The sequence below is a fragment of the Snodgrassella alvi wkB2 genome, assembly GCF_000600005.1.
Taxonomy (GTDB): domain Bacteria; phylum Pseudomonadota; class Gammaproteobacteria; order Burkholderiales; family Neisseriaceae; genus Snodgrassella; species Snodgrassella alvi.
The window spans coordinates 2063516-2086882 of the sequence record NZ_CP007446.1; the positions used below are offsets into that span (position 1 = coordinate 2063516).

The following is a 23367-nucleotide window of genomic DNA, read 5'->3' on the forward strand; positions in this document are numbered from 1 at the left end:
AATTTCCAGGCGTTCACGATAATTCGCAACAAATGTACTGATTTTATTTCTTGCTGTTATAAAAGCACTTGGTGCTGGCTTTTTTCCGCAGCAACTCATTTTTTTAACCGCTTTCTTGACCCATCATTTCTTTAGCTAGTTCGGCACGTTCTTTTGCACTCAGTTTTATAACCTGTTTGCGCTCATACTCTTTGCGCCAATCTTCATTCTGGGTTAGGTTATAAGCAATCTGGCTTAATATCTCGCTTTTCGGCCATGTTGCTACTACGAATAACGGCGTATGCAGCTCACGCGATAACGCTAACAGCATTCTTCGCATGGGCTGTTCCATTATTTTTTTGCTTCTGAATCAATACTCCCGTCGGATAAAGATTTTTCGCCCTGAATGTTTCTTGCTATCGCCATAATGAGTTCTGATGGCAACTTCAGGACATCTTCAACACTCTGGAAAACCGGTTCGCCATCTTCATTTACTACCATCAGACGGACTAAATGCGCAGACAATACAGCGTTGTTAACAGAATCGTTTTTATGGTGCGATAAAATAACATCGTAATATTCAACCAGATCCTGACCGGACATTTCGGCTTTTAAATCAATACTTCCATAGTTATCTATTTGAACTGTTTTAATGCTGGGTTTTGCAAATTTACTCCAGTCAATTTTTAGGGCATTCTTCATTTTTAATCTCCATTAAAAAAGCCGCTTAAAGCGGCTGCGGTTTATTTGGTTTTTTGCGATTTACCAGGGTTTTCAGGTGTTTCCGGCGTTTCAGGGATATTGGGAGTTTCCGGCGTATAGTTTTCCGTTGTCCACGCAGCATCGGCAACGGTTGATAATTCCATTGAGCCCCCTAAAACCTCCCCAACTTTGCTATTCCAGCTCGGATTGACTTCCTTTTGACAGAAAAAAGTGCAGACATCCACATCTATCGCTTCTGCATTAGGGTCGCAGTAAATCACCCTCACCTTTAACAGGCTATTGACTAGCGCATTCATGTAAGCAGCTAAAGCCGGCTGTCTGGGGTCAAAACGCTTTAAGTTAATGGATAATGTGCCATTGTCTTTAGCCCCCGCCATAAATGATTTTGTGCCTTTAGCTGCCTGGCAAAAATCTGTTGTGTCGTGCTTATCAGTTTTGCCATCTTTAAAATCATAGCTGTCATGACCGCAAAGCTGAATATTCTCACCATATTCCTGTTTCTTCGAATCATAAAAAGAGAATTGCATCACTAATCCGTCGGACGGAATTGCGCGTGCTAATGTCGCCATATTTACTCCGTAATTGTTTGATAGCGGATACTTACATTGACCATGTAATGCGTTGCAGTAGTCATTCCCTGTGAGCAGCTCACTGTTGATGTAAGCAATCCGTTAAATCGTTTATTAAAGAAAAAACCATGCAGTGCATCTGCATAGTTTTCTGCCATCGCTCTACCTGTTCCCGCCGGTGTATAAACGTTGATACTAAAAATGCCACTGTAAATTTCAGTGGCATCAAGCGTGTCTATAATGGTCGGCTTAGGCAGATTTTTGGCTATAAAAAAAGCCCCTTTAGGGGGAATCTCAGGGACTTGGTTGTCATAGTAAACTGGTGGCGCGTTGGGTAAGGCGGCAAGCCGCTGCTCCAATGCGTTACTGATATGATTAAATAGCATTATTATTCGTCTTTCTTCGCCTCAGCAATTCGTTGTACCGTCTGCTGCCATCCGGCAACTGTAAGACGGAAAAAGCCCTGCGGTGCCTGAGTGGAGTAACCGTTAACCGTTTTGCCTGTCGGAACTTTAGGCGGGTTAGGATATAGCCCGTACTCCAGCACGCGGATATAGGGCAAATTGCTGAACAAATAATAATAGGCAGGACGGGATTTACCGCTTTTCAGGCGCGACAGCAATTGTCTGGCTTCCGCTAAATTGCCCTTACTGGTGTCTTTGGTTGTTTTACCGCTGCACTGATCCGCTTCAACAAACCAGTTAGATTTAGCCTGCCCTGTATCCTCAGGTGTGGCATCAACCATTTGCTGCTGCAAATCCAGTACAGCTTCTGAAACAATATTATCAGCCTTATTGCGCGCCTTATTCAGCATTGCCTCTATTTGAGAAGCAAACGAATTCATTGACGTACCTGCAATTTATAAATTACATCAATATTAGCAGGGCTTACACGCTCAATACTGATTAAACGCATTTCCATATCGTTAACCAGTACACTATCGCCGATAACTGGTGTGGTGGCCATGTTTTCCAACAATACCACCATATCACCAGTCAAAATGCGCATGCCATCAATTTCATTGTTACTGTAATGAAAAGCGCAGCCATAGCCGGTATAAGTCTCTATTACCTGCTGATTAGTGCCTGTAGCAGGATCATACTGCTCGCCAGTCTTTCGCATGATAGTAACAAGCTGCCCGAACTCTTTTAGCAGCTCAACGGCAATAATCCCAAGTTCTTTATAATCGAAAGTCATATCACCCTCGTAAAACCGGTATCTGGTTAAAGCTGCTTTTAATATACGGTGCAAGTAATGCATCTACATATTCAAAGCGCACACCAGTACTGTCACTGTAAGTAACCGAGATATCCGCCACTGTTACCGCCCGCCGTTTTTGTTCACCATTATCAAACAGCCCGTTTTTTAACGCCAGCTCACAAACGGCTTTATATACCGGCTCAATAACAGCCTCGTCTCCTGCCCGCATCTTCCGATTCAGGTCATTGCGCAAACGGTAACAGGCATCTATGTAATCTGAGGCAGCAACAAGCCGCAATTCCTTTTGGCTTGTCTCTAAAGCTGCCCACTCCGCCTGTGACGGGCGAATAGAATGATAAGCGTCCGCCCGCTCTATACTGACATAGCTATCACTCGGCACCCTGATCATTTTGCTCACCATCGCCCGCATTTTGCGATTGCGTATGCTGCTGATACAAGGCTAACAGTTCGGCTTTCTTAGCTGCCGGCGGTATTTCTACGCCCATTTTCAGCAAGGCTTCGTTCAGCTCCTTAACCGTATTGGGCGTACTGCTTCCCTCTGCATTCTTGCCGGTATCACTTACGGCTTCGTCCTGCCTTACAAATTGCTTGTAAGGCTCCGGCACTTCTCCGGCTGCTTCGTCGCATAGCTCTATACTATCCCCGTCACGATACATACTGACATCACGTACAAGATAGCCTTTACTCTCAGCTTCCTGTACTTTTACTGGGTCTAAGCCATACATAAAATATAATTTTTTAGCCATAATTTGCCTTTTAAATATATGTACGTTCAAGTTTAGCCAGTACACCGGCAGTATTTTTAACACTGGCGGGTACCTGCATCCAGTTGGTACCTGTCGCAAGTGCAAGATTCGTCGGGGAAGCACCGCCTTTAGTAATATCCCATTTATAACCTTTAACGGCTACGTTATACGACCATTCGGATTGATGCATAACGCCCAGATTTTCCCTGCCAAGAAGATCTTGTATTGCTGATTTATAGTCTGCGTTATCACTTACTACAATGCCGCTTTCGGTTAAGCCTAAGGTGTTATAACCTGTTATGGATTCGCGGTCATTCGGATCTGTAGCCGTTACCAGCGATGGGCTATCAGTCACAATAAATATTCGTCCTGCTACATCTTTGGTGATATTTACCGTTCCGTATGAGAATAATCTTTCAGAATTATTTAAAGCATGATTGAGTAAATCTGAGGCACAAGCCGAATGCATAACCCATACTTTAATTGCGCTTTCACGATCGCCAAATAATGCGGCTGTATTGGGTAGCGCAGCAGCATTAACACTACTTTCTCGCATTGCTTTTGGATTATTCTGAATAGCCGCCACGGCACACATAATGCCAGTATTCAGCATATCAGCCAGACGTGCCTTGCCTAATTGTTCGCCAATCACTATCGCTGCATCGGTCGGGTTCTGTTGAATCCAAGTATATTGACTTGGTGAGTATTCAACAGGTGGCGTGCCTGCCGCTACTTTAATGCTGTTTTCTGTTGTCTGGGTTAAACGGACAGAGTTTACTGTTCCGTCTCCATAGACATTCCGCCGTCGAATAAGATCAGCAACGCCTTTGAAGCTGGATTTAATATCCTCATCACCTCTGGACGGCCGATTAATTAACGTTATCGTCCCTTGTGAGGCTTCATTGAATTTGTTGATATCCTGATCCACCGTTTCTGTCATCGCGGTGTAGGTTTCACTATTAAAAACTTCAAGATCAAATGGCATAAAACTCCCTGTTATTAGTTATTTGCTGCTTTAGTCTGGATAAATAAGCGTCGTTCCTCTGGTGTTTTGCATTCTGCATAAGTGGCTGGTATGCCTTTTGCTACTGCATTGCCTGAGGTTGTTCCTCCGCCGGTTGCCTGATTGCCCCGCAAAATACTGTCTTTGTTTTTGTAATTGCCCACCAGAATTTCGAGAGCTTCATCAAAAGCGGCAGGCTCGCCCGGATTGATCTGGCTGTAAATCTCATTGCCGTTATTGTCTTTAGCGATAATCCTGTTATCACCTGACACGTTGAAATTTTTGCCGAAAACAGCTTGAGCAATATCAGCAGGTATAGCGAGCTTGTCTTTAATGAAATTTGAACGGGCAAAGCTGCCGCCTATCTTTTCATCGTAAAGTCGCTGCGTTACTATTTCCGTTTTCTTATTTGCTTCCTCAATCCTGGCATTTGCGACCTTATTGATTTCTGCCCTAAGCCGCTCTACCTCCCCGGCATCAATCAATTTCTTGCTATCAAGGTTATTGCACGTTTCGATAGCTTTCCGCGCCGCTTCCGGGTCTTCAATGCCATCAAACTGCCTGAGCTTTTGTTCGGCCGCCTCTTTAGCTTCTCTGTGTGTTTTGGCTTCGTTGCAAAGCTCTTTGATTTTGTTGTTAGCCTGATTTACATCATATGGGATTTCCTTTCCGTCTTCGTTCACATAAACCGGCTTCCCGTCTTGCACAACGACATGACCGGCGTCATCAAGTTTTAACTTCAAAAGCATTTTTTCTCCTGTTCGCATAAAAAAAGGACCGCCTGAGCGGTCCGGGTGTTAAATTAAAAACTACTACTGATACTTTTCTCTTAATTCGTTAAGGGTCATAGACTGTAAGCCGCCGTTTTTAACGATATCGCTGACATTCACCTTACCTGTTTTCAGCATTTTGCCGATCCCTTTGCCGAATTGCTCCTGTAATTGAGTTAAGGAACGGGAATTAATCCATTTTTCACCTGTCATTCCGTCGAATTCTGCCTGTAAATCGGTTAACGGCAGCACACTGCTGCGACACCGGCAATGCAAAGGCGGAAGCTGAAAAATCTGATCATGCCCGATAGGCTGTTTATCTTTGTCCCATATTAAATGGTTACGACTAAAACAAATTGCTGATGTCCTTTCGTCAATTATTGAATAATGCCGCCATCCTTTCACCTTGCTATTCATACGACCAAAGGCATAAATAATCTGATTCCTGATTGCTCCGGCCGCTGTGGGTACTGTAGCCTTAATCCAGTTATTAGCCTTTTTGAAAACGCCAGCCAGATCAGGTATCAGTCCATCAACTGCACCAGTTCTGATCTGGCGTTTAATTGCGCTAAATAATTGCGCTTTCTGTGCTGTAAATGTTTCTTTCAGGGTTAGCCCGCCCAATAAAATACCAGCCGTTAGGCTGGTTGTCTGCGCATCTGAGAGATGTTTAATTCCGCTATTGTCATCCGTAACTGATATAAATAAACGTGGCAGATAGCTGGCTTCATTGTCACCTATGTCGTTTATCGTCTGCTGTATTTGTTCTTCACAACTACTGTAAAAATCATCAATAGCCAGTTCGATTTGTTTCAGCAACTGCTTTAACTGCGTTTTATTTAGCGCAGTTAAATCAACACCAGCGATCAGGACTTCAATATTTCTCTCTAACTGCCCAATCTGCCTCTGTAAGTCATTTTCAAGCCCTGTTTCAACACGGATCACATCAAGCTGGCGTGTTATCAGCTCATTTGCTATCTGCTGGTTGGTTGTCATCGCTAAAATCCATTTGAGGCGCGTTTACGGCGTCCTGTTCAGCTTCCAGACGCTTCTTTTCTTCTTCCCAGTCTGCCTGATTGGAAATAACCCCGCGCCGCTTAGCCTCTTCAAAAACGGTCTGTCTGCTAACGATATCATTGGTATTTAATGTAATAACTACATTCATACCCTCAACGGTATCATCAGTCTCTAAATTGCCGCTAATTTCAACGTGGCTCTGTTCATTACTGCTTAGCCACTTAGACATCATATCCAATGCGCTGTCTATCGCGCTTTCAAATAAATTTGCGTAATGTCGCAGCAGGCTGATTTCCTTGCTTTGCTCCTCTTTTGCCTGCGAATCGGTCATAGCCAGCTTGGTACGGGTTAACAGCTTAGCACCGGCAACTTTCATATCAGATTCAATTCGGTCTAACCCTGTCCAACCTGCTTCAGCAGCACGCCCGCTATGCTCAATATAGCCTATCTGCTCATCTGTTCCCAATTGCAGCATGGTGCCAACACCTGAGGTGAGTTCGGATACCTCGCGGTCACCTGAATAATACATGAGCGGGACGCTGATAAAGTGCAACAGATAATCCTGATCACTGCGCGCCTGCCAATGGCGTATATTTAACTCTGCCAGATTTTCTAAAACCGGCTTACCTGCAAAAAAACCTATGCGTTCTGGTGTAAAAGCAACCACCGGCACATAATCCAGCGGCTTGCCGCCTATTCTCAGCTCTTTTTCAGAATGTAGTGTCCAGCCGTTTTCCCCGTTTCGGTAAACAGTGACTTTACCTGGTGTCATAACAGTAATTTGTTCTGTTATCCTCTCGCCGAAAGCACCATCAGGCTCTAATACAGCCGTCCGGTAACGGAACTGCGTACATACCTCTATATTTTGTATGGTCTCGCTACGCCAGCCTAATACGCTATTAAAGGGTACATGCGTTACATATGGCCGCAAACCTAACCGCTTAACATCTGCAACAGTATAGTTATCATCTGCAGGCGGATAGTCGACAACTACATAACTGACACCATGTGCCATTGCGTCATAAAACCATTTGGAGCAAAACACATCAATATTGTTATTTTTTAAATCAAAGTTTGCTAAATACTCTTTTAAGCTATCGGCGACCTTTTCGATAATCAGCGGCTTAGCAAATGTTCTGCCTACCATCTGTGCCACTGTTTGCTCGTAAGCCGGATATAACACAGACATTTTTAAACGCCGATTATATTTTTCGTCACTTTCGGCTTCTTCTTTAGGCAAAAACCTTGGCCCGGCACGACGCATAGCCTGAGTACCGCCTAATAAAGCGTTAATCTTTTCATTAATGCCATGCATATGCCGAACTATTTCGGATTTAAAATCTGGGTTATTACTCATATAACTACATCCTGAGATCATACCGGCCATGTGCCGGTTTCTGTATTGGGTACAAATACGCAATCGGGTACGTGCCGGCATCTATCACGTGATCGATACCGCTGGATTTATCAGGCGCACCGTTTTTGTCATATGCCTGCTGCTCTAATGCTTCTGTAAAACGCGGGCATTTTTGCGGATTAACAAACATGCGCCTTTCTTTGTTTGCATTCAGCAGCATGGCATTGGTCGCATTAATCCGATCCTTAACGGCTGGGTTGGATTTCCCAACCCTAACGGATAAACCGGCTTTTTTGATTATCGATAAATCAGATTTTGAATAATCTTTGCTGCTGGTGTTCTGTCCGCTGGCGTCTGGGTAAATATCAATCTGATGGTCCGGATACTTCGCTTTAATCAAATTGCACATTTCCGGCGTGTCACGCACATCAACCAGTTCATCAACTGCATACGGAATCCCATTGCGCAAAACGTAAACAACCGCGGCCATTTTCAGTACGTTAAAGTCCATACCGATATGCAGCCGTTCTCCCTCTTTTATCGTGGCTGTAGTGCTGTTTGCCTCTCTGTCAAAGCAGTTATAAACCGCACCAGATGTTAAATTGACGAATTGCCCGTTTAAATACGCTTTGATTAGTTCAGGCGGATAACTGGCATATAGCGAGGAAATATAATCATCAGGCAGATTAGCAGCGTTATCAAAAGTGCTTGCCTGTATTAATCCGTAAAACTGGGCCAGCTCCGGCTTTTCTCTGATATCCTTAACAAACCGCTCATAAACAAAGCGAAAACCCTCTGGTGTAGTGGTTACATCTATGCCATTTGTTAAGCCGGGTATCTTATAACGCAGACGGGCAATTGTTTTATTCCAGATCTGGAGGGCTTTTTCTTTTTTAAGCGTATCCAGCTCATCAACCAAAGCATGCCCGATTTTAAAGCCGACAATTGTGTCTGGCTTATCCATTGAACGGCATATTGTTGTGCCACGGTAGATGCTGGTCCCAGCTTCATAAAAATCGACCTCTTTATTAGCATACTTAATATCAGCCCTGAGCCCCCATTGAGACGCCACCTCTTCTATAGTAGGAAAAAAAATATCTCTGATCTGCGGGTATGTCGGAGCAAAATAACCTTGGTTTACTTTAGGGAACTGCCAGAAACGCGCGCACATTGCAGATCCGCCTACCCATGTTTTCCCGCCGCCAAACCCTGAAACAAACGCCCTGAATTTCTTATTTAGGTTGTAGAATCTGGATTGAGGAGTATTAAGTATCGGTGTAATCGTTGTCATTACTTGCCCTTGCATCCACGGTCTGCACAATAATTTGCACCGGTACCGCCTCCTGTGCTGGATTTTCGACTGTGGGCTTATCTCGCCATAGTTCAGGCTGCCTGTTCTTTAACCAGAATATCTGGGCAGTAGAATCAGGCGGTATGTGTTTTTTAGTTACACGCTTAACCTTTTTCTTGCCGTCATCGCGCACCTCTACTTCCGTTACTTCGATGCCCGTAGCTCTTTTAAACAGCGATTCTGCCACCTGTGCATCTGCGATAACCTTACCGCTTTTTATGGACTTGCAAAATTCAGGATATTTATCTTTCCATCTATTAATCGTGCTTTCGTTTACACCAAAAAAAGCGGCTAGCTGCTTATCAGTAAAACCCAACAGACACAGTTTGCGTGCCTGTTCGGCATACTCTTGCCTGTAGTCTGTTGGTCTTGCCATGTTATTAATCCCTTATTTCTTTGTTATCCTTTATATCGCCATGATGTTGTGTATCGATGTCTGCTATCAGTATTTTTAGTCCTTTTGCTTCCATTAATTTTTCCGTTTCCACGTGCATTTCTTCCCTGTGTTATTAACCCCCACTTCGGGCTATTGTTTAAGGACTTTATTAACTGAGGCGATGAGGTAACTATCCCGAATTGATTATGTTGAATATAGTTATCAGCAACAATTTCTAACAATCGCATACCTATTCCTAACCCCTGATAATCCGGATAGACAACCAGCCTATGCACTTTTATGAGATTCTTTAACTTAGGGTGAGGGAAACGCATAACGCTACAAAATCCAACTAATTCATTTTCGATATATGCGCCATAACATTTTGCTGCTGCAATATGAAAATGACTTAAATAATGATATTTGCTAAAACTCTGCCAGTGGCTTTTGTCGATACGTTTAACCTGCATTCGGAGCGGCGGTCTTTTTTTTTACCAGCTAATCTAAACTCCATTAAATTTGTATCAAAAACCCAATCAGGCAATAACCAGTCCTCTACATCATAATGACAACTAATAGCAATAAACTGCTTGTCTGATTTTCTTATTGCCTTTTGAACAGCATAACTACTAACCTGTGCAACCTGTCTATCTACAACGCTAGTAAACTCGTCAAAAACAAACATTTTATTTTCAGCTAAAATTGCATTAGCCAGATCAATTCGCATTTTCTGCCCGTTGCTCAATACATGGTAAGGTTTAACCCAGCATGGAGGCGATGAAAAACCTACTGAGGAAAATACAGAACAAATCTCATTAACACTTTTGTTTGCAGGCATATCATCAATTACAGAATTATTACTGTAATTAAATTCAGTAACATAATTATCACCAAATAATTCTCTTGCTATGGTTGTTTTACCTGTTCCGCTAGCTCCAACAATAAGCCCTATTTGCCAATTAGCCGGCAAATCTATATTTCCTGAAAATGTAATGGTGTGATTCTCGTCACTTAAATCAAATTTATCTATAACTGATTGCGTTCTAAATGACTTACTTGGGGTGTGTTTCCTTACAAAGCTAAAATGCGGCATTGATACCCTCTGGCAGATAATTCATTAAATATTTCTTCTTGCTGAACCTCATCGGCAACTTCAACCTCAACCACTAATTTAGTCTCCAAGACTTGTTCTTTAGGTGGCTTTTTGGAGTCAGTAACTTCATTTACCGGATCTTTGAAAAAATCCTCATCAAATCCCAGTAAATCAATATCAAACTCATTGAGTTCTAATGCCTCAATTTCAGCGCGCAAAATATCTAAATCCCACCCGGCATTTAAAGCCAGTTGGTTATCTGCAATCAGATATGCTCTCTTTTGCAATTCTGTAAGCCCGTGCAGAATAATACAAGGCACCTCATTCATGCTTAGACTTATCGCAGCCTCAAGCCGCGCATGCCCTGCTATAACGTTGTGCTGCTCATCAATCAGAATCGGATTAGTGAAACCAAATTCCCTGATTGAATTAGCTACCTGATTGATCTGCTCATGCGTATGCGTCCTACTATTATTCACATACGCGTTAATTTGTTTTACATCCTGATACACTACAACTAAATTTTTACTGCCCGTCATAAACTACTGCTTAACCCTGAAAAATAAAACACCAACAAAAAAGCGGATTAGCTATTAGCCAACCCGCTATAAATTAATATCATATGTAATATAAGTAATTTGCTACTTAACCCAACAAAAAACCAGCCTTTTTGGCTGATTAATATGGATACTGAATCGCGCGAATAAGGTTTATATATCTTTATCTTATGTCTTATCCGAAACATAGCATAATTATAAATTTTCACTCCCGCTTTTTCAATGCTAAAAGCTTGAATATTCCAAATTTTTACCTAATTTAACCAAAATATCACCCATTCCGACCTCTAGCTTATCTATACAGTCACAATGCAGCTTGTTAATGATGGTTTTAACATGGGATAACTTCCTGTTCAGCCTCTGTGCACCCCAGTCGAATTTATCCTGTAGCTGTATATAGGTTTTATTCTTGGTAAAAAGGTATTCCAGCAAGGTATCGCACTCTAACGGCTGAATATATGAATCTCTGGCTAATACGTAGTTTGTTAAATCAATAATACCGGACAGGTTATAGCCGTATTCTGCATTAATCAGCGTCCATTCAATATCATTTAAAATACGCTCTACACGGGTTAACAGCATGGAACTGTTTGCATGCATATCATGCTGGCTTAGCCCTGATTTACTTCTGTCGACTACGCCTCTGGATTTAATCCATTCCTCAATGCGCGCTGAATTACTTTTGCCCATGATTAGCGTATTTTTTATGAAAAACACTTCACACAGCATGTGATCTATTGATTCATACATTATTCAGCTCCTAAGCTATTTGTATCAAATGCTGGCTGTTTAGTAGCAGTTGCGTCCTCAGCACGCCCTCTGCGTGGTACAGATGAGCGGTTTCTACATCCAGTATTGTTGTTCTTCTATCTGCCTCATCATGGCAGGCACTGCATGCGTATGCGCCTAAAAGGTCACTGGGTTTAATTCCGGTACCGCAACTGCCTGCCAGCCTGTAATGAGCGAAAACCACTGTTTCAGAGTTACCGTTACAAATACCGGGCATGCATACCTGACATTGCTGTCCTCGTGCTGATCGGGTTATTTTGCTCATGATTAATTCCCTAAAGATAAAAGCTGATCAATAGCCTGCTGCGCCTCATCTTCACTAGAGAAGCGGTTACATAAAATCATGTTCCAGCAAACGTTAAAACAGGCTTTATAAAAGGCGTTAAACTCGTCCTGATCCATACTGGCAAAACTGATTGATTTAGGCTCTTTCACTACACCAGCCGGTGTTACGCAAATATTAAAATATCCGGCTTCAATAGTTAGCCAGCGACGAAATGAATCAATGTCTTTGTCTATAACGGGCAGTTTTTCGGCGCGCTTTTTAGCCAGTAAGTTAAGTGCTTCCTCTGCGGCTGTAACAATAATGCCTTTATTACCGGCGAACTTATCCAGCCTCTTAGCTATCCACAGCACAACATCCCGTTCTTTAGGGCTAATAACTCCGCCTGCCGGTTGCCAGTAATCAAAAGCAAAAGGCAGTAAGCCACCAAAGAATAAACGGTGATGAGACAGGCTCCGGTCTTTTTGTCTTGTTACTTGTATCTTTACCGGTTGGCCCACTTTAAATCCTTTGAGGCTATCGGCATCAATTGCTGTAACTGGTCGCAAGCTGTTATCAACTGCCTTAACTGCTACTAATTCCATGATTAAAATTCCTCAATGCTCCAGCCTCCGCCGTTCTTCTTGGCTTGGCGTTTTACCGCAATAAATTTAAGCGGGTACATATCAGCGGCTACTTTGATTTTTACCCTTGCATCATCCTGCCAGAAGCCTTTTACTTCATGCATTTCCATAGTGCCGTCACTGCGCATAACGCAATAATCCGGTGTGTAAAAGGTGTTATCTGCTAGCCTGAGTTTTACGCTTTCAAACCGGTACCAGCTTACTGATCCGTCCTGCATGGCCGGCTTTAATACTTCCAGCTCATATGCCTCTTCTGTTTTGTTTTTTTGTCCGGTTTTTAATCTTCCCAGTGCGTAAAAATTTTTTGACATCTTTTCTCCAGTATTTGTTTTTCCAGTTTCTTAAGCCACGCGGCTTTGCTTCAATGTCATCCGGGCTTATATAGATTTCTGCTAGAGCGCAGACTTCTTGAAAACCTCTACTCCTGAAATAACCCATTTCCAGCCTAACTGCCCTATCCAGATCTCTGGAATCGCCTATAGCTTCAGTAGCGTCCTGCAATGCCTGAATAATGACCATTCCCCATAAGGCTCTGCATGCCTGATATTGTTCATAAGGGGATTCAACATAATCATCCGGCTGCTTATCCATGCTGCCTCCTGACATACTTACTCCGCTTATTATTTCGGGCTTCCCACTCTTCGCGCTTTATTCTCAGATCTTCGGCTATAGGCTCAAATTTGTTGTTTGCACATTCTCTGTGACCGGGGAAATAGTGCCATTTTTCATCATGAGCACAATAGCCAAATCCGAGTGCCGCCATTTCGTGGGGGACATATTCGCCTTTATTATTTTTCTCTCTTAGCGTCCAGTGACGGCAAGCTATACAGGTATTTTCAGACACGATATGATCTCCTGTTAATTCAGCGCGCATTTTTGCGTTATTAAATTAAGCAGATTTCCTAACCGGGCTTTGCCCTCTTCTTTTTGTTTATCGGTTAGAAGATTTCCGGCTTCAATATTCATGCGCTCTTCGCCTGCTGGCAGTAAAGCCAAGGCATAATCGTTTGTAATTTTTCCAGTTGCCGCTGCTTCTGTGACTAGTTGCGCTAACTGTTCTTTATCAAGCCCTGCGCTAACGTACCAGTCTGGCTGTATACCTTTTGCTTTTTTCTCGCTGACTATGCGCTCATATGCGGTTTTGAACGCAAGCCCTGCACGGTATTTGTCCCCTATGTTGAATAGTGCTGATGCGCTTTCTGCTGCATGCATAGCTGTGTGAGTTGTTAGGATAGATAGGTGTTCGTTCTCCCAGCCTGCAACCAAGGTGTTAAATGCTTCTTCTGCGGATTGCCAGTCATCGTCTACGCGTTCCAGTATTGCTGCCAGTGTTAATCTGCCCTTTAGCTCTCGTCGACAGCGTTCTAGCGCGATTAAAACTTTATCCAGCGGATAAATTAGCAAGTCTTCAGCCATCACAAGCATAGCGTTATCAGATAATTGCGTGCCTGTTAGCTCGGCGGTCACGGCAATTGCCTGCATGATTTTTTCATCATTCATTACGCCACCCCTTTTGCTCGCAGTTTGGCTAGCGCGCTCTTGGCAGCCTCATAATTACTTTGCGTGCTCTCAGTTTGTCTAGCCTTGATTTGGGTCATCTGCTCACCCCTCTGCATGTCCGTCAACACCTGCTGATAGGATTTGAGTAAACATCCAAATTCATGTCGGCATTGCACAAACCAGCTCCCGTTGTGCGATAGAAAATATTCAGCCAGAGATGGCGCAACCTCCTTGCCAACGTACTTAACCAGCATTGCGACCTGCCCCCGGGTTTTTTGATTAGCGGCTGGTAGCACCCCGTACCGATTGCGATAGGCTCTTGCGTATGATTCCCAACAAACAACATTATCAGGGTTAGCTTGCGATTTTTTCTGCGCTGTTTTCTTTTGCGGCAACCCTGCCTGTGACGCGGGTGTAACCCCGTCACCAATATCTGATGGTTCTAATTGATGGTTAATTGATGGTTCTTCTTTAAAGGAATGTGCAGAATTTGCACATAACTCTGTCGTATTTTGCACATTGGCAGGTGCAGAATTTGCATGTGCAGAATTTGCATGTGCAAAATTTGCATGTGCAAAATTTGCATGTGCAGATTCTGCATGTGCAGAATTTTCACATTGGCTTTTATAATTATTCAAATTGATTGTGTATGAGTTACTCTGTCTGCTGCCAGCTTTTTGTCTGCGTTCAGACGTTAAAATACCGCAGCTTTCAAGCCGCTTAATTTGATTAATTACAGAGCGATAACTCATGCTGCATTTACTTGCCAGAAATGCCTGGCTTGGATAGCAAACGCCATCATCATTCGCATGGTCGCACAAGGCTAATAAAACTAGCTTTTCACCTTGCGATAAATCCAGCTCCCATGCCTTGGACATTAATTTAATACTCATATTTCACCTTAATTTAAGCTAACCAGTGAATAACGGGCGTATCGTTTCCCTGATATGTCATCTTTTATGATTAATGAATTAATGACATAACCTTTCTGTCGTAAATCGTAGATACGCGCACCCAGTCTCAGGCAATTGAATTTACGCAAGGCTTCTAAGGGCGTTAAAGCGTTACCTGCCTGTAGGTATTTCAGGATTTGTTCTGATTGGGAATCCATCATTAATCCTTTTTAATCAGCTAATTCAGGCCAGAACTTGGCGTAATCTAACGGGCGCAAATTTTTTCTTGTCACTATCCCATTGGTGTATTGCTCAATAGCTACCGCTTTTTGCGGAGGAACTGCTTTTCTTCCATTTGCAATCATCGTTATAAATCCAGGACTTGTATTTAAAGCTCTTGCCATATTGGTACTTCGACCACGCTCTTGAGAAAGATAGGATTTCAGTTCCATTTATACCTCGCAGTTTAATATAAATATACTATAGGTTCAAATAATAATGATTTTTTTAATAAAAGTAAACTATTGGTATAAACAAAAGAAAATAAAATCCTAGATGTTTATCAATGGTAAACAATGTATAATTTGCCCTTTTAATTAAATGGATTACAAATGGATAATAGAACTAAACGACTTTTATATTTAATTGAACGGGATTTCGAAGGAAGCCAGACTAAATTTGCAAGAGCAATCAATAGATCTAATGCTCAAGTAAATGCACTAGTAAAAGAACGCAAGCCAATTGGAGATGCATTAGCGTTAAACATAGAAAAAACACTTAATCTTGGTATCGGCTGGTTTGATATTCCTATTGAAAAGATTGAAAACCAAGAAACACAAATTGAAAATGTAACTAATTCAAACAGTACCGTTAATTCACAGTCGTCTATTGGATTGATTGAATCAGCTGATACAACTATCCCGTTAGATAAAACTGAAGTTGAATTACCCCTTTATACTGATATTCGACTTAAAACTAAAAATGGCTTTACAGAAAATATTCAGAATTACAACAATCAAAAATTGCGGTTTTCACGTCTTACATTTAGCAAAAATAATATTAATCCGTCGTGTGCTATTTGTATTTTGGCAGATGGTAATAGTATGGCTCCCGCAATTCCTAATGGTGCGACCGTCGGTATAAATTGCGAGGATAAGATTCTTCGCGATGATATACTGTACGCTATAAATCATAATGGACTTTTGAAAATTAGAATTTTAAGAAAAAAATCCAGTAACAGCGTTTTACTCCAAAGTTACAACACCAACGCTTACCCTGATGAAGAAGTTAACCTGGAAGATATCAGTATAATTGGTCGTGTTTTTTGGTGGTCTGCATTTATTTAGTTAACTGTTATTAATTTTTGTATCACCTCGAAAATAAACTTATTGTATACATATTTTCACCGTATTAGTTTTTATACTCCGCTTTCAGGCATGATTTTGAAAGCAATTCAATGAAAACGATACAGGAAACATATGCAGAGCGACTGGAAATGCTGGTGCAAAGATACGGGCAAACCAAGTTGGCAGAGGTTATTAATTCACATGCTGTTTTAATACAAGACTGGATTAATAGTTTAAAAACAGATGACGAAAATAGGATATCTTGGCATCAGGTAACAAAGTCAATCAGACAAATCGAACAACTGCTAGGGTTTGAGCGCGGGTGGTTTGATCAGCCAGTACAGGAAGGTGAGTTTATTAAATATTCTATTCAATCAGAACTGACCAAAATACCTGCTTATCAGGTTAAGCAAGAGCATGATGCAGCAGAGTCCGTGCAATTTCGGTTATTAGATATTGAGAAGCACTTACTTTATAAATCCTCGGATATAAATAACCAGAGTATTAAACTCTTAGACATAGATCGAAATTGGGCGGTTACACACCTTCTTGGTTTGAAACTAGATGATATTGCCCTTGTTACGGTTTTTGGCGATAACATGTTTCCTACACTGAATGAAAGCGATGTTTTATTTGTAGATACTTCAATAAAAGAATTTATTAATGATGGCGTATATCTGTTATCAGGTTCATCAAATATCAGGATAAGAAGATTACAAAGGGTTTTCGATGAAATACATATTATCAATGATAATGATAAATACTCGAATCAAAAAATAGCAGTTAAAGATAAAGTAGATTTACAAGTATTGGCTAAAGTAACAAGAGTTTGGTCTTTACGCCGCTTCTAAAAATATTTTTCTTTCAAAAAAGTGCAACCTTTTAGGGTGCGCTTTTTTTATGTGTATTAAAAATTAAACCTAAAAGGATTTTTCTTAAAAATCAATTGAATATTAATTAATTTGTGAAAAATCCACCACAGTATTTTCTTAAATAGTAGCAAATCTGGTACAAAACCAATGTAAAAATTTAAACCTTTAGACTATTTTTTATTGCACTTTTATTTACCTTAGGTATAATTAAACCATCGAACAAACACAGACACCGATGACCTCAGTATGAAAAAGAACTGGGGAAAGGAAGCAAAAGGAAATACAGGCTAGGTCGCCACGCTTCATAAGTTGATAGCAAAATGTATTGTTTATTGATCTTTTTAATGAGTTTAAAAATCGTAGCGCATTTATCAATGGTAAGTGCGCTTTAGTTTTTAAACTCGTAGCAGTCAATTTAAATACTGCTATCACTTAGATATATTTGAAAGGAGTTGGTTATGTTGGAAGTTACTGAGTGGTCTGAGGAACAAATTAAATATCCGGTTGGTCGCAGAGATCCAGAGTCCGGATTTATTGTTCTGTTTTTTTCTAAAAACCATGGAGTTGTTATTTCTACTACTGAGAGAGCCGGGTTCAACGTTGGAGAAATTTCACATGATTGGGTCTCTTGTGCAAATAGTAAAGATTGGGAACCCGTAGATATCACAATTACAGGTTAAGCAATCCAGTAAAGCCCAAAAATCGCAGCGCATTCAATTAGTAAATTGAGTGCGCTTTAGTTTTTGAGCTTATAAAAATCAAAGGAGTAAGAAAAATGTTTCATGTTTACAGTAATGAAAATGTCACCAGCCCAGAACCTGCCGGATACTGGGAAATGATGCAGTATGAAGAAGATTCGCAAAGAGCAAGTGACGCAGCCCAAGAAAAGAAACAAGAAATACTGGAAGAGCTTGAAGACGATAATCTGATAGATATTGCAGCGGAAGCTTTTGGTGAATTGTATCGTACAAAATATTCTAATGAAGCGGACAAGATTATAAATGAAATAGTTAAGGCAATTGGATCGGGCTGCAATAAAGAGATGACAGTAGGAGAACTAATAAGCAATCTGTCATCGGGAGCAGAAAAAGTAGTAACTGATTATATTTTCACGCATGCTAATTAAATCAAAAGCCAGCACCTAGCTGGCTTTTGATTGGAGAATAAAAATGGAAGCTAAAAAAGAAGAATTTATAGTTACTCAAGAATGGCTTGCAGAAATGAAAGCTTGTAAAGGATGGCTTCGAGCTTTTAAAAAGCATTTCCCTAATGGTGGAGAAGCTTTAGAGGTATTAAAGCGATGCGAAGAGTTAGACTATACAGATTTTGGAGAATGGTTAGTGGATCGCTTGCCTCCTATTTATCCACCTTTAGTGCTTAATACTTTTGTAGGTAATCTTTTTTATCCCAATGATGTCCATATTAAAGGCGATCTTTCTACTCAATGGTGTATTTACATCAAAGGAAGTCTTAAGGTAGATGGGAAATTAACAGGCAACAAACTGCACAGCATCCTCGCCGCCTTTGTGAATGCTGATAAGATTGATATTAGTGGAGGAGCAGATATTCAGACACGAATTAACGCTAATTCTATTATCATGAGTGATTGTGCTTTTATTATCGGGGATACTGTAGCTAATAGTATAAGCTTGCGTGATTCTGCTCAGATTTTAGGAAATGCTGAAGCTAAGGTTATTAATCTCAAGGACGGTTATATCGGTGGTGATGTTGATGCTGATGAAATTATCAACGATGATGGATGGATTAAGGGAGACGTTAACACTTTCACTATTGAAAATATTAATGGTGGTAGAGTTAAAGGAAAGATTACTTATAAACGTTCTGATGAACATAAATAAAGCCAGCTAAAAATAGCTGGCTTTTTAATTGAGGTTTATAACCTGCAATAAAAAGGAATTCGAAATGACTGGACAAGTTAATTATTTAGTAGAGGCTCCTGAGTTAGGGCAAGAATGTTATGTTTTGCATATTCAGCAAAACCTATTTTATTCATTATTTAAGTGGGGAAATAAAGATTTAGAAAAAAGATTGCTTGCCTTGCATAGAGTTTATGCAAATTGGTTGGATGCTCAAAACGCTGCCGAATTCCTAAAGGGCTTCTACATATCGCATAAAGAACAATTAAACTATTTGACATCTGAACCCGAAGCCGGAGCCGAAGTGTGGTTTAATCTAAATATGGATAGCGGCCAGCTTAGCGTCACATCTATATATTTTGACCCTAATTATGAAGGGCATCAAAGCCTATTAAAACGATACTGGCTTTATAGAACTCGTGAGGACTTAGTAAAAGACATAAATTTAATAACTGAAGCCTTAGAAGAGGAATACAAAAAAGCTCACTGAACAGTGGGCTTTAATTTTTAGGAAAACTAATTATGACTAAGAAATTTAAATCCTTAAAAAATGCTCCAAAGATTGGTCAAACATACTACCTTTTAACTCCTGATGGAGGTTCCTGCTTTTATATGGAACTTACATGGGAAGGCGAGATTAATGAATACCATTGGCTAAAATCTCATAGAGTTTATGCAACCGAAAAAGCCGTTAAACGCGCTGCTAAATTCATAAAGCGTTTCATTACATCCCACAAAGAACAATTAAAGTACCTTACGTCTGAACCTCAGCCGGGAACTATAGTCTGGTATGGTATTGATATGGATGGCGATACGGAAGATTCCGTAAGTACGCCCTTTATCCCCAATGATGGAGAACATCAATTATTATTAAAACGAGGTTTACTTTATAATAATTCAGATATGGTTAAAGAAGCCTCAAAAATAATAACAAAAGCTTTGGCTATGGAGTATAAAAGACTTAAATATAAATTCTTAACAGAAATTCCGAAGCCTGGAACCATTGTTTATTACCCACATTTTGGTTTTGAATCTGGTGTTGATGAGTTGGAGTGGCACCCCAATTTCTCTGCCCATGTTCGCTATTTAAAACTTGGACTACTTTTTTCTAAAAAGAAACATGCGTTACGCGCCGGTAGAGCCATGCTAAAACAAATTAACTCTACGATTCCTAAATGATTAAAGCCACTGTACAGTGGCTTTAATTTTGCAACCAAGCTAATCAATCCAAGCACATTTAAACAAGTGTGCTTGTGTGGATTAGTAGACATGCCAGCATTAGCTGGCTTTTTTATTAGCTATAGAGGTGATATATGTTTGCTGTATATGGAAAATCATTACAAAAAGAAAGAGCCAGAAAGTATAGATGTTGCAAATACAAAATATCAGATGAAACTGCAATGCGGGCGTTTAAGAAAGATACTGGAGCGTATCAGATATCTCCAGAGTTTTCATCTGAAGAACAGTGTTTAGAGTTTATTGAATTAGCAAAATCGTACCCAGAGGTCAGGTGTTTATACATTGCTAAATTAGACAGAGTGAAAAACGAAAAAGGCCAAGTCATTATCAATGAAAAAACAGACAAACCAAAAATGAAATACTTCCGATTTAAAGGTATCCCTACTCAATAATTTAACCCATGCAACAGCAACAATGAGGGAGTTGTACATGATTAAAAATTCTATAACTGCATTTATTGCAGTTTTTTTAATGTCTGCTTCTCTTTCAGTATCCCCTGCTTTGTCTGATAAGGAGCAATTAGAGATACAGCGCAGTTATACAGCCAGACAAATGCAGCAGAAAGAATACCAGGCAGATCTGGAAGTAAAACGGTTAGCTGATGCATATGCGCGTATGAGTGATAGCGAACGCATGAAAGGTGATGCAGAGCTTAAATGATTTTAGGTGATGGTTGTTGACATTCCTGCCCAGCTAAAAGCTGGCTTTATTATTGCGAGAAAACAATATGAATAATCCATATTTTAGGCAGTTAAGTTTGTATATTCTAAACAAAGACAAAATGCCGGATTTAGAAATACTGGCAGAAAAATTACAAAAAGTCGCTTTTGAACCATGTACGGGATTGGATTGGGACAGTATTGGTTTTGCCAACCCTGTACCGTTTGGCTCAGATATAGTGTTTCCGGCTCAGAATATATGGCGCATTGCGTTAAAAAAAGAAGAAAAAGTATTACCGGCAGCTGTGGTGCGGGATATTCTTGACGAAAAAATTAATGAGATTCGTGAAACTGAGAGGCGAAAAGTAGGCCGTAAGGAAAAGCAGGAATTAAAAGACACCATTACTGATGACTTGTTACCTCGTGCTTTTACTAAAAGTAATAATACTGATGCAATTATTGATACTAAGTATGGATTTTTACTGATTAATCAGGCTAGTAGTGTTCGCGCTGAAATACTGCTCACGAAATTACGTGAGGCACTAGGCGGACTAGAGGCGAAGCAGCCGCGCACTAAGCAATCTCCTGGCAGTCTGATAACCGAATGGTTATTACGAGGTAGCGCGGCAGGACATTTTGAGCTGGACAGTGATTGTGAGCTTAAGGGATTAGGTGATGCTGCGCCGGTAGTTAAAATCAGTCGTCATGATTTAACTGTTGAAGAAATTAACAATTTACTCAGAAGCGGCAAAATTGTTACTCAATTAGGTTTAACTTGGCAGGATAGAGTCCGTTTTGTTCTCACACAGAATTTCACTCTGAAACGCATTCAGTTTCTGGATGTAATACAAGAAGAGGCAGCATCACAGGGAGATGATATAGAAAGTCTCACGTTTACTTCACAAATATTGATGGCAGAGGCATTAAGCGAGCTAATCACAGAATTAATCGATCATTTAGGTGGCTTAATCCCAGAATAAATTATCAGAAATTTTAACCAGTCCTAAAGCCTGTGTATTAATGGGGTTTAAAAGATAATGCGAAGCTTAGATGATTATAGGCTTATTCGGTTATAGCACCGCCCAGCACGCAGGTGGCGGAAGTAACAGCGTGCAGCACGTGACTGGCCTGCTCTTCCAGTAGTACGTGCCGACTAGCCGCCGTAAGCGGCCATTCGAATAATCAAACTTAAGGAGAACTACACAATGCTGAAATGTCCGTACTGCGGCAAAGATGCAGCGTTAGTAACAGGTGACAAAATCTACCCTCACCGCCCGGATTTATATGATCGCAATTTTTGGTTATGCGCTGCCTGTGATGCTTATGTAGGCTGCCATAAAAAAGGCGCACATGTCCGCAATGCAGGTAAAAGTGACGGCACTCTCCCCTTGGGTAGTCTCGCTAATGCAGAACTAAGAAAATGGCGGTCATATGTCCATAGTATTCTTGATCCATTGTGGCAAACAAAAAAATTAAAACGAAGAGATGTTTACAGAATACTGGCAAAACACCTGAACATCAGGATCAGTCAATGCCATGTCGGACTATTTAACGAAGATAGATGTAAGCAAGCCATTAAATTTTTAAACGAACGATTCCCAGCCAGCTAAATAGCTGGTTTTTTATTGGAGAATTAATAATGAGTAATAGCCCTGCTGTACAAAAAGCAATTAATATCAAGGCATTTCTGCAACTACCTGCTACACAGAAAAAAATACAAGAGCTGGTAGATAAAAACTCTGCAAGCTTCGCAACATCAATCATGCAGATTGTTAACAGTAATCCAATGCTGCTTAATGCCGAACCCATGTCAATTTTCAATGCGGCATGTATGGCTGCAACGCTTAACCTGCCAATTAATAATAATCTTGGTTTTGCGTACTTGGTACCTTATAAGAACTCTAAAACAGGGCACGTTGAAGCCCAGTTCCAATTGGGTTACAAGGGATTTATTCAGCTTGCGCAGCGTTCCGGGCAATTTGAACGACTGGTGTCTCTTCCTGTTTATAAAGATCAGTTGATAGAAAAAGATCTTATCAATGGATTTAAATTTAACTGGGCTATTGATCCGGACGAGAAAGAACAGCCAATCGGGTTTTATGCTTACTTCAAGCTAATAAACGGCTTTACTGCTGAGCTGTATATGTCAAGAGAACAAATTGACAAGCATGCCAAACGTTACAGCCAGTCATACAGAAAAAACTCTGGTGTATGGGCTGATAATTACGAGCAAATGGCCTTGAAAACAGTAACCAAATTACTGTTATCAAGACAAGCACCCTTGTCTATTGAAATGCAAAAAGCTGTTTTATCCGATCAGTCTGTAATTGAAAATGTAACTGAAGAAAATTTTGACTATCTGGACAATCAAACTGGCGTCCTTGACCTGTCAATGCCGGTAGATGATGAATTAATGAAAAAAATCATTGATAACATCACGACTGGAGAGATTGAAAAAGCTGATGTCCTAAACGGCAAATATGAATTTACACCTGAACAACGGGTAATTATTGAGGAGCTTTAA

The 23367-nt window shown here is 40.7% G+C and carries 39 protein-coding genes; 12 read left to right on the plus strand and 27 right to left on the minus strand.

All coding sequences use genetic code 11. The features are described 5' to 3' along the window. Positions 1 to 103: 103 nt before the first annotated feature. From SALWKB2_RS09340 to SALWKB2_RS09465, 27 genes are all read right to left on the minus strand, one after another. Positions 104 to 319 (minus strand): hypothetical protein, encoded by a 216-nt coding sequence (locus SALWKB2_RS09340; protein ID WP_143555382.1) that lies wholly within the window; start codon positions 317 to 319, stop codon positions 104 to 106. A gap of 11 nt (positions 320 to 330) precedes the next feature. After that, positions 331 to 681 (minus strand): hypothetical protein, encoded by a 351-nt coding sequence (locus tag SALWKB2_RS09345; RefSeq protein ID WP_025331412.1) that lies wholly within the window; start codon positions 679 to 681, stop codon positions 331 to 333. Between the two features lie 41 nt (positions 682 to 722). Beyond that, a complete protein-coding gene (locus SALWKB2_RS09350; RefSeq protein ID WP_025331413.1) occupies positions 723 to 1271 on the minus strand; it encodes a hypothetical protein in 549 nt (182 codons plus the stop codon). A 2-nt stretch (positions 1272 to 1273) separates the two neighbouring features. Then, positions 1274 to 1657: a phage tail terminator-like protein gene (locus tag SALWKB2_RS09355; RefSeq protein ID WP_025331414.1), complete on the minus strand. Its 384-nt coding sequence runs from the start codon at positions 1655 to 1657 to the stop codon at positions 1274 to 1276. Positions 1658 to 1659: 2 nt separating this feature from the next. After that, positions 1660 to 2115, minus strand: coding sequence for an HK97 gp10 family phage protein (locus SALWKB2_RS11720; protein WP_025331415.1), 456 nt, complete (start codon positions 2113 to 2115; stop codon positions 1660 to 1662). Next, a complete protein-coding gene (locus SALWKB2_RS09365) occupies positions 2112 to 2468 on the minus strand; it encodes a hypothetical protein (protein ID WP_025331416.1) in 357 nt (118 codons plus the stop codon). The genes SALWKB2_RS11720 and SALWKB2_RS09365 overlap by 4 nt, the downstream gene beginning before the upstream one ends. A gap of 1 nt (position 2469) precedes the next feature. Continuing rightward, complete coding sequence (locus SALWKB2_RS09370) at positions 2470 to 2880, minus strand: DnaT-like ssDNA-binding protein (protein WP_025331417.1); 411 nt, start codon at positions 2878 to 2880, stop codon at positions 2470 to 2472. Further along, entirely contained in the window at positions 2861 to 3238 is a 378-nt protein-coding gene (locus SALWKB2_RS09375) for a hypothetical protein (protein ID WP_025331418.1), read from the minus strand. The genes SALWKB2_RS09370 and SALWKB2_RS09375 overlap by 20 nt, the downstream gene beginning before the upstream one ends. Before the next feature lie 10 nt (positions 3239 to 3248). Then, on the minus strand, positions 3249 to 4223 hold the full coding sequence (locus SALWKB2_RS09380) for a major capsid protein (RefSeq protein WP_025331419.1): 975 nt from the start codon (positions 4221 to 4223) through the stop codon (positions 3249 to 3251). A gap of 14 nt (positions 4224 to 4237) precedes the next feature. Beyond that, positions 4238 to 5008 carry a DUF6651 domain-containing protein gene (locus SALWKB2_RS09385; RefSeq protein ID WP_198431282.1) on the minus strand — a complete coding sequence of 257 codons (771 nt, stop codon included), beginning with the start codon at positions 5006 to 5008 and terminating at the stop codon, positions 4238 to 4240. 45 nt (positions 5009 to 5053) lie between these two features. After that, complete coding sequence (locus SALWKB2_RS09390) at positions 5054 to 6007, minus strand: structural protein (protein WP_025331421.1); 954 nt, start codon at positions 6005 to 6007, stop codon at positions 5054 to 5056. Beyond that, complete coding sequence (locus SALWKB2_RS09395; protein ID WP_025331422.1) at positions 5979 to 7385, minus strand: DUF4055 domain-containing protein; 1407 nt, start codon at positions 7383 to 7385, stop codon at positions 5979 to 5981. The genes SALWKB2_RS09390 and SALWKB2_RS09395 overlap by 29 nt, the downstream gene beginning before the upstream one ends. Positions 7386 to 7389: 4 nt before the next feature. Then, positions 7390 to 8676 carry a terminase large subunit domain-containing protein gene (locus tag SALWKB2_RS09400; RefSeq protein ID WP_025331423.1) on the minus strand — a complete coding sequence of 429 codons (1287 nt, stop codon included), beginning with the start codon at positions 8674 to 8676 and terminating at the stop codon, positions 7390 to 7392. Beyond that, complete coding sequence (locus SALWKB2_RS09405; RefSeq protein WP_025331424.1) at positions 8651 to 9112, minus strand: helix-turn-helix domain-containing protein; 462 nt, start codon at positions 9110 to 9112, stop codon at positions 8651 to 8653. Before SALWKB2_RS09405 ends, SALWKB2_RS09400 begins: the two co-directional genes overlap by 26 nt. 23 nt (positions 9113 to 9135) lie before the next feature. Continuing rightward, positions 9136 to 9582 (minus strand): GNAT family N-acetyltransferase, encoded by a 447-nt coding sequence (locus tag SALWKB2_RS11980; RefSeq protein ID WP_080690463.1) that lies wholly within the window; start codon positions 9580 to 9582, stop codon positions 9136 to 9138. Continuing rightward, on the minus strand, positions 9522 to 10205 hold the full coding sequence (locus SALWKB2_RS09410; protein WP_025331425.1) for an ATP-binding cassette domain-containing protein: 684 nt from the start codon (positions 10203 to 10205) through the stop codon (positions 9522 to 9524). Before SALWKB2_RS09410 ends, SALWKB2_RS11980 begins: the two co-directional genes overlap by 61 nt. Then, a complete protein-coding gene (locus tag SALWKB2_RS09415) occupies positions 10184 to 10744 on the minus strand; it encodes a ParB/Srx family N-terminal domain-containing protein (RefSeq protein ID WP_025331426.1) in 561 nt (186 codons plus the stop codon). Before SALWKB2_RS09415 ends, SALWKB2_RS09410 begins: the two co-directional genes overlap by 22 nt. 243 nt (positions 10745 to 10987) lie before the next feature. Continuing rightward, entirely contained in the window at positions 10988 to 11512 is a 525-nt protein-coding gene (locus SALWKB2_RS09420) for a hypothetical protein (RefSeq protein ID WP_025331427.1), read from the minus strand. A 10-nt stretch (positions 11513 to 11522) separates the two neighbouring features. Further along, positions 11523 to 11816, minus strand: a complete 294-nt coding sequence (locus SALWKB2_RS09425; RefSeq protein ID WP_025331428.1) for a DUF1364 domain-containing protein — start codon at positions 11814 to 11816, stop codon at positions 11523 to 11525. Positions 11817 to 11818: 2 nt separating this feature from the next. Continuing rightward, positions 11819 to 12418 carry a DUF1367 family protein gene (locus SALWKB2_RS09430; RefSeq protein ID WP_025331429.1) on the minus strand — a complete coding sequence of 200 codons (600 nt, stop codon included), beginning with the start codon at positions 12416 to 12418 and terminating at the stop codon, positions 11819 to 11821. Between the two features lie 2 nt (positions 12419 to 12420). Continuing rightward, positions 12421 to 12768, minus strand: coding sequence for a hypothetical protein (locus SALWKB2_RS09435; protein WP_025331430.1), 348 nt, complete (start codon positions 12766 to 12768; stop codon positions 12421 to 12423). Further along, positions 12698 to 13048 (minus strand): hypothetical protein, encoded by a 351-nt coding sequence (locus tag SALWKB2_RS09440; protein WP_025331431.1) that lies wholly within the window; start codon positions 13046 to 13048, stop codon positions 12698 to 12700. The genes SALWKB2_RS09435 and SALWKB2_RS09440 overlap by 71 nt, the downstream gene beginning before the upstream one ends. Then, on the minus strand, positions 13041 to 13301 hold the full coding sequence (locus tag SALWKB2_RS09445; protein ID WP_144353293.1) for a hypothetical protein: 261 nt from the start codon (positions 13299 to 13301) through the stop codon (positions 13041 to 13043). Before SALWKB2_RS09445 ends, SALWKB2_RS09440 begins: the two co-directional genes overlap by 8 nt. Positions 13302 to 13315: 14 nt before the next feature. Beyond that, positions 13316 to 13957: a hypothetical protein gene (locus SALWKB2_RS09450; RefSeq protein WP_025331433.1), complete on the minus strand. Its 642-nt coding sequence runs from the start codon at positions 13955 to 13957 to the stop codon at positions 13316 to 13318. After that, positions 13957 to 14850, minus strand: a complete 894-nt coding sequence (locus SALWKB2_RS09455) for a helix-turn-helix domain-containing protein (protein WP_025331434.1) — start codon at positions 14848 to 14850, stop codon at positions 13957 to 13959. The genes SALWKB2_RS09450 and SALWKB2_RS09455 overlap by 1 nt, the downstream gene beginning before the upstream one ends. A gap of 8 nt (positions 14851 to 14858) precedes the next feature. Continuing rightward, on the minus strand, positions 14859 to 15068 hold the full coding sequence (locus tag SALWKB2_RS09460; RefSeq protein WP_025331435.1) for a helix-turn-helix domain-containing protein: 210 nt from the start codon (positions 15066 to 15068) through the stop codon (positions 14859 to 14861). A gap of 12 nt (positions 15069 to 15080) precedes the next feature. Further along, positions 15081 to 15302 carry a transcriptional regulator gene (locus SALWKB2_RS09465; protein ID WP_025331436.1) on the minus strand — a complete coding sequence of 74 codons (222 nt, stop codon included), beginning with the start codon at positions 15300 to 15302 and terminating at the stop codon, positions 15081 to 15083. Positions 15303 to 15461: 159 nt separating this feature from the next. On the opposite strand from SALWKB2_RS09465, the gene SALWKB2_RS09470 reads away from it, so the two are divergent. The 12 genes from SALWKB2_RS09470 to SALWKB2_RS09525 all read left to right on the plus strand — a co-directional run bounded on the left by SALWKB2_RS09470 (position 15462) and on the right by SALWKB2_RS09525 (position 23367). Further along, positions 15462 to 16196, plus strand: coding sequence for a S24 family peptidase (locus SALWKB2_RS09470; protein ID WP_025331437.1), 735 nt, complete (start codon positions 15462 to 15464; stop codon positions 16194 to 16196). Positions 16197 to 16306: 110 nt separating this feature from the next. Further along, a complete protein-coding gene (locus tag SALWKB2_RS11725) occupies positions 16307 to 17047 on the plus strand; it encodes a S24 family peptidase (RefSeq protein WP_025331438.1) in 741 nt (246 codons plus the stop codon). Between the two features lie 479 nt (positions 17048 to 17526). Further along, entirely contained in the window at positions 17527 to 17748 is a 222-nt protein-coding gene (locus SALWKB2_RS09480; RefSeq protein WP_025331439.1) for a hypothetical protein, read from the plus strand. 95 nt (positions 17749 to 17843) lie between these two features. Further along, the gene (locus SALWKB2_RS09485; RefSeq protein WP_025331440.1) at positions 17844 to 18194 is read left to right on the plus strand and encodes a hypothetical protein; all 351 of its coding nucleotides are present in this window, start codon (positions 17844 to 17846) and stop codon (positions 18192 to 18194) included. A gap of 43 nt (positions 18195 to 18237) precedes the next feature. Next, the gene (locus tag SALWKB2_RS09490) at positions 18238 to 18927 is read left to right on the plus strand and encodes a bactofilin family protein (protein ID WP_025331441.1); all 690 of its coding nucleotides are present in this window, start codon (positions 18238 to 18240) and stop codon (positions 18925 to 18927) included. A gap of 64 nt (positions 18928 to 18991) precedes the next feature. Beyond that, entirely contained in the window at positions 18992 to 19435 is a 444-nt protein-coding gene (locus tag SALWKB2_RS09495; protein ID WP_025331442.1) for a hypothetical protein, read from the plus strand. A gap of 32 nt (positions 19436 to 19467) precedes the next feature. Next, positions 19468 to 20124: a hypothetical protein gene (locus tag SALWKB2_RS09500; protein ID WP_025331443.1), complete on the plus strand. Its 657-nt coding sequence runs from the start codon at positions 19468 to 19470 to the stop codon at positions 20122 to 20124. A 134-nt stretch (positions 20125 to 20258) separates the two neighbouring features. Then, positions 20259 to 20576 (plus strand): hypothetical protein, encoded by a 318-nt coding sequence (locus SALWKB2_RS09505; protein ID WP_025331444.1) that lies wholly within the window; start codon positions 20259 to 20261, stop codon positions 20574 to 20576. A gap of 37 nt (positions 20577 to 20613) precedes the next feature. Beyond that, on the plus strand, positions 20614 to 20844 hold the full coding sequence (locus SALWKB2_RS09510) for a hypothetical protein (RefSeq protein ID WP_025331445.1): 231 nt from the start codon (positions 20614 to 20616) through the stop codon (positions 20842 to 20844). A 67-nt stretch (positions 20845 to 20911) separates the two neighbouring features. After that, positions 20912 to 21823, plus strand: coding sequence for a recombination-associated protein RdgC (locus SALWKB2_RS09515; protein WP_025331446.1), 912 nt, complete (start codon positions 20912 to 20914; stop codon positions 21821 to 21823). Positions 21824 to 22048: 225 nt separating this feature from the next. Continuing rightward, positions 22049 to 22453, plus strand: coding sequence for a zinc-finger-containing protein (locus SALWKB2_RS09520; protein WP_025331447.1), 405 nt, complete (start codon positions 22049 to 22051; stop codon positions 22451 to 22453). 29 nt (positions 22454 to 22482) lie between these two features. Next, positions 22483 to 23367: a recombinase RecT gene (locus SALWKB2_RS09525; protein WP_025331448.1), complete on the plus strand. Its 885-nt coding sequence runs from the start codon at positions 22483 to 22485 to the stop codon at positions 23365 to 23367.

Coding starts and splice junctions, on each gene's coding strand:
- SALWKB2_RS09410 (WP_025331425.1), bottom strand. CDS start 10,205: ATGCCGCATTTTAGCTTTGTAAGGAAACACACCCCAAGTAAGTCATTT.
- SALWKB2_RS09425 (WP_025331428.1), bottom strand. CDS start 11,816: ATGAGCAAAATAACCCGATCAGCACGAGGACAGCAATGTCAGGTATGC.
- SALWKB2_RS09455 (WP_025331434.1), bottom strand. CDS start 14,850: ATGAGTATTAAATTAATGTCCAAGGCATGGGAGCTGGATTTATCGCAA.
- SALWKB2_RS09525 (WP_025331448.1), top strand. CDS start 22,483: ATGAGTAATAGCCCTGCTGTACAAAAAGCAATTAATATCAAGGCATTT.
- SALWKB2_RS09435 (WP_025331430.1), bottom strand. CDS start 12,768: ATGTCAAAAAATTTTTACGCACTGGGAAGATTAAAAACCGGACAAAAA.
- SALWKB2_RS09375 (WP_025331418.1), bottom strand. CDS start 3,238: ATGGCTAAAAAATTATATTTTATGTATGGCTTAGACCCAGTAAAAGTA.
- SALWKB2_RS09500 (WP_025331443.1), top strand. CDS start 19,468: ATGACTAAGAAATTTAAATCCTTAAAAAATGCTCCAAAGATTGGTCAA.
- SALWKB2_RS09400 (WP_025331423.1), bottom strand. CDS start 8,676: ATGACAACGATTACACCGATACTTAATACTCCTCAATCCAGATTCTAC.
- SALWKB2_RS09370 (WP_025331417.1), bottom strand. CDS start 2,880: ATGATCAGGGTGCCGAGTGATAGCTATGTCAGTATAGAGCGGGCGGAC.
- SALWKB2_RS09345 (WP_025331412.1), bottom strand. CDS start 681: ATGAAGAATGCCCTAAAAATTGACTGGAGTAAATTTGCAAAACCCAGC.
- SALWKB2_RS09505 (WP_025331444.1), top strand. CDS start 20,259: ATGTTTGCTGTATATGGAAAATCATTACAAAAAGAAAGAGCCAGAAAG.
- SALWKB2_RS09490 (WP_025331441.1), top strand. CDS start 18,238: ATGGAAGCTAAAAAAGAAGAATTTATAGTTACTCAAGAATGGCTTGCA.
- SALWKB2_RS09515 (WP_025331446.1), top strand. CDS start 20,912: ATGAATAATCCATATTTTAGGCAGTTAAGTTTGTATATTCTAAACAAA.
- SALWKB2_RS09355 (WP_025331414.1), bottom strand. CDS start 1,657: ATGCTATTTAATCATATCAGTAACGCATTGGAGCAGCGGCTTGCCGCC.
- SALWKB2_RS09395 (WP_025331422.1), bottom strand. CDS start 7,385: ATGAGTAATAACCCAGATTTTAAATCCGAAATAGTTCGGCATATGCAT.
- SALWKB2_RS09420 (WP_025331427.1), bottom strand. CDS start 11,512: ATGTATGAATCAATAGATCACATGCTGTGTGAAGTGTTTTTCATAAAA.
- SALWKB2_RS09385 (WP_198431282.1), bottom strand. CDS start 5,008: ATGCGAACAGGAGAAAAAATGCTTTTGAAGTTAAAACTTGATGACGCC.
- SALWKB2_RS09415 (WP_025331426.1), bottom strand. CDS start 10,744: ATGACGGGCAGTAAAAATTTAGTTGTAGTGTATCAGGATGTAAAACAA.
- SALWKB2_RS09470 (WP_025331437.1), top strand. CDS start 15,462: ATGGATAATAGAACTAAACGACTTTTATATTTAATTGAACGGGATTTC.
- SALWKB2_RS11980 (WP_080690463.1), bottom strand. CDS start 9,582: ATGCAGGTTAAACGTATCGACAAAAGCCACTGGCAGAGTTTTAGCAAA.
- SALWKB2_RS09485 (WP_025331440.1), top strand. CDS start 17,844: ATGTTTCATGTTTACAGTAATGAAAATGTCACCAGCCCAGAACCTGCC.
- SALWKB2_RS09340 (WP_143555382.1), bottom strand. CDS start 319: ATGCGAAGAATGCTGTTAGCGTTATCGCGTGAGCTGCATACGCCGTTA.
- SALWKB2_RS09510 (WP_025331445.1), top strand. CDS start 20,614: ATGATTAAAAATTCTATAACTGCATTTATTGCAGTTTTTTTAATGTCT.
- SALWKB2_RS09405 (WP_025331424.1), bottom strand. CDS start 9,112: ATGGCAAGACCAACAGACTACAGGCAAGAGTATGCCGAACAGGCACGC.
- SALWKB2_RS09465 (WP_025331436.1), bottom strand. CDS start 15,302: ATGGAACTGAAATCCTATCTTTCTCAAGAGCGTGGTCGAAGTACCAAT.
- SALWKB2_RS09365 (WP_025331416.1), bottom strand. CDS start 2,468: ATGACTTTCGATTATAAAGAACTTGGGATTATTGCCGTTGAGCTGCTA.
- SALWKB2_RS09520 (WP_025331447.1), top strand. CDS start 22,049: ATGCTGAAATGTCCGTACTGCGGCAAAGATGCAGCGTTAGTAACAGGT.
- SALWKB2_RS09450 (WP_025331433.1), bottom strand. CDS start 13,957: ATGAATGATGAAAAAATCATGCAGGCAATTGCCGTGACCGCCGAGCTA.
- SALWKB2_RS09390 (WP_025331421.1), bottom strand. CDS start 6,007: ATGACAACCAACCAGCAGATAGCAAATGAGCTGATAACACGCCAGCTT.
- SALWKB2_RS09350 (WP_025331413.1), bottom strand. CDS start 1,271: ATGGCGACATTAGCACGCGCAATTCCGTCCGACGGATTAGTGATGCAA.
- SALWKB2_RS09380 (WP_025331419.1), bottom strand. CDS start 4,223: ATGCCATTTGATCTTGAAGTTTTTAATAGTGAAACCTACACCGCGATG.
- SALWKB2_RS09460 (WP_025331435.1), bottom strand. CDS start 15,068: ATGGATTCCCAATCAGAACAAATCCTGAAATACCTACAGGCAGGTAAC.
- SALWKB2_RS11725 (WP_025331438.1), top strand. CDS start 16,307: ATGAAAACGATACAGGAAACATATGCAGAGCGACTGGAAATGCTGGTG.
- SALWKB2_RS09440 (WP_025331431.1), bottom strand. CDS start 13,048: ATGGATAAGCAGCCGGATGATTATGTTGAATCCCCTTATGAACAATAT.
- SALWKB2_RS09480 (WP_025331439.1), top strand. CDS start 17,527: ATGTTGGAAGTTACTGAGTGGTCTGAGGAACAAATTAAATATCCGGTT.
- SALWKB2_RS09495 (WP_025331442.1), top strand. CDS start 18,992: ATGACTGGACAAGTTAATTATTTAGTAGAGGCTCCTGAGTTAGGGCAA.
- SALWKB2_RS09430 (WP_025331429.1), bottom strand. CDS start 12,418: ATGGAATTAGTAGCAGTTAAGGCAGTTGATAACAGCTTGCGACCAGTT.
- SALWKB2_RS11720 (WP_025331415.1), bottom strand. CDS start 2,115: ATGAATTCGTTTGCTTCTCAAATAGAGGCAATGCTGAATAAGGCGCGC.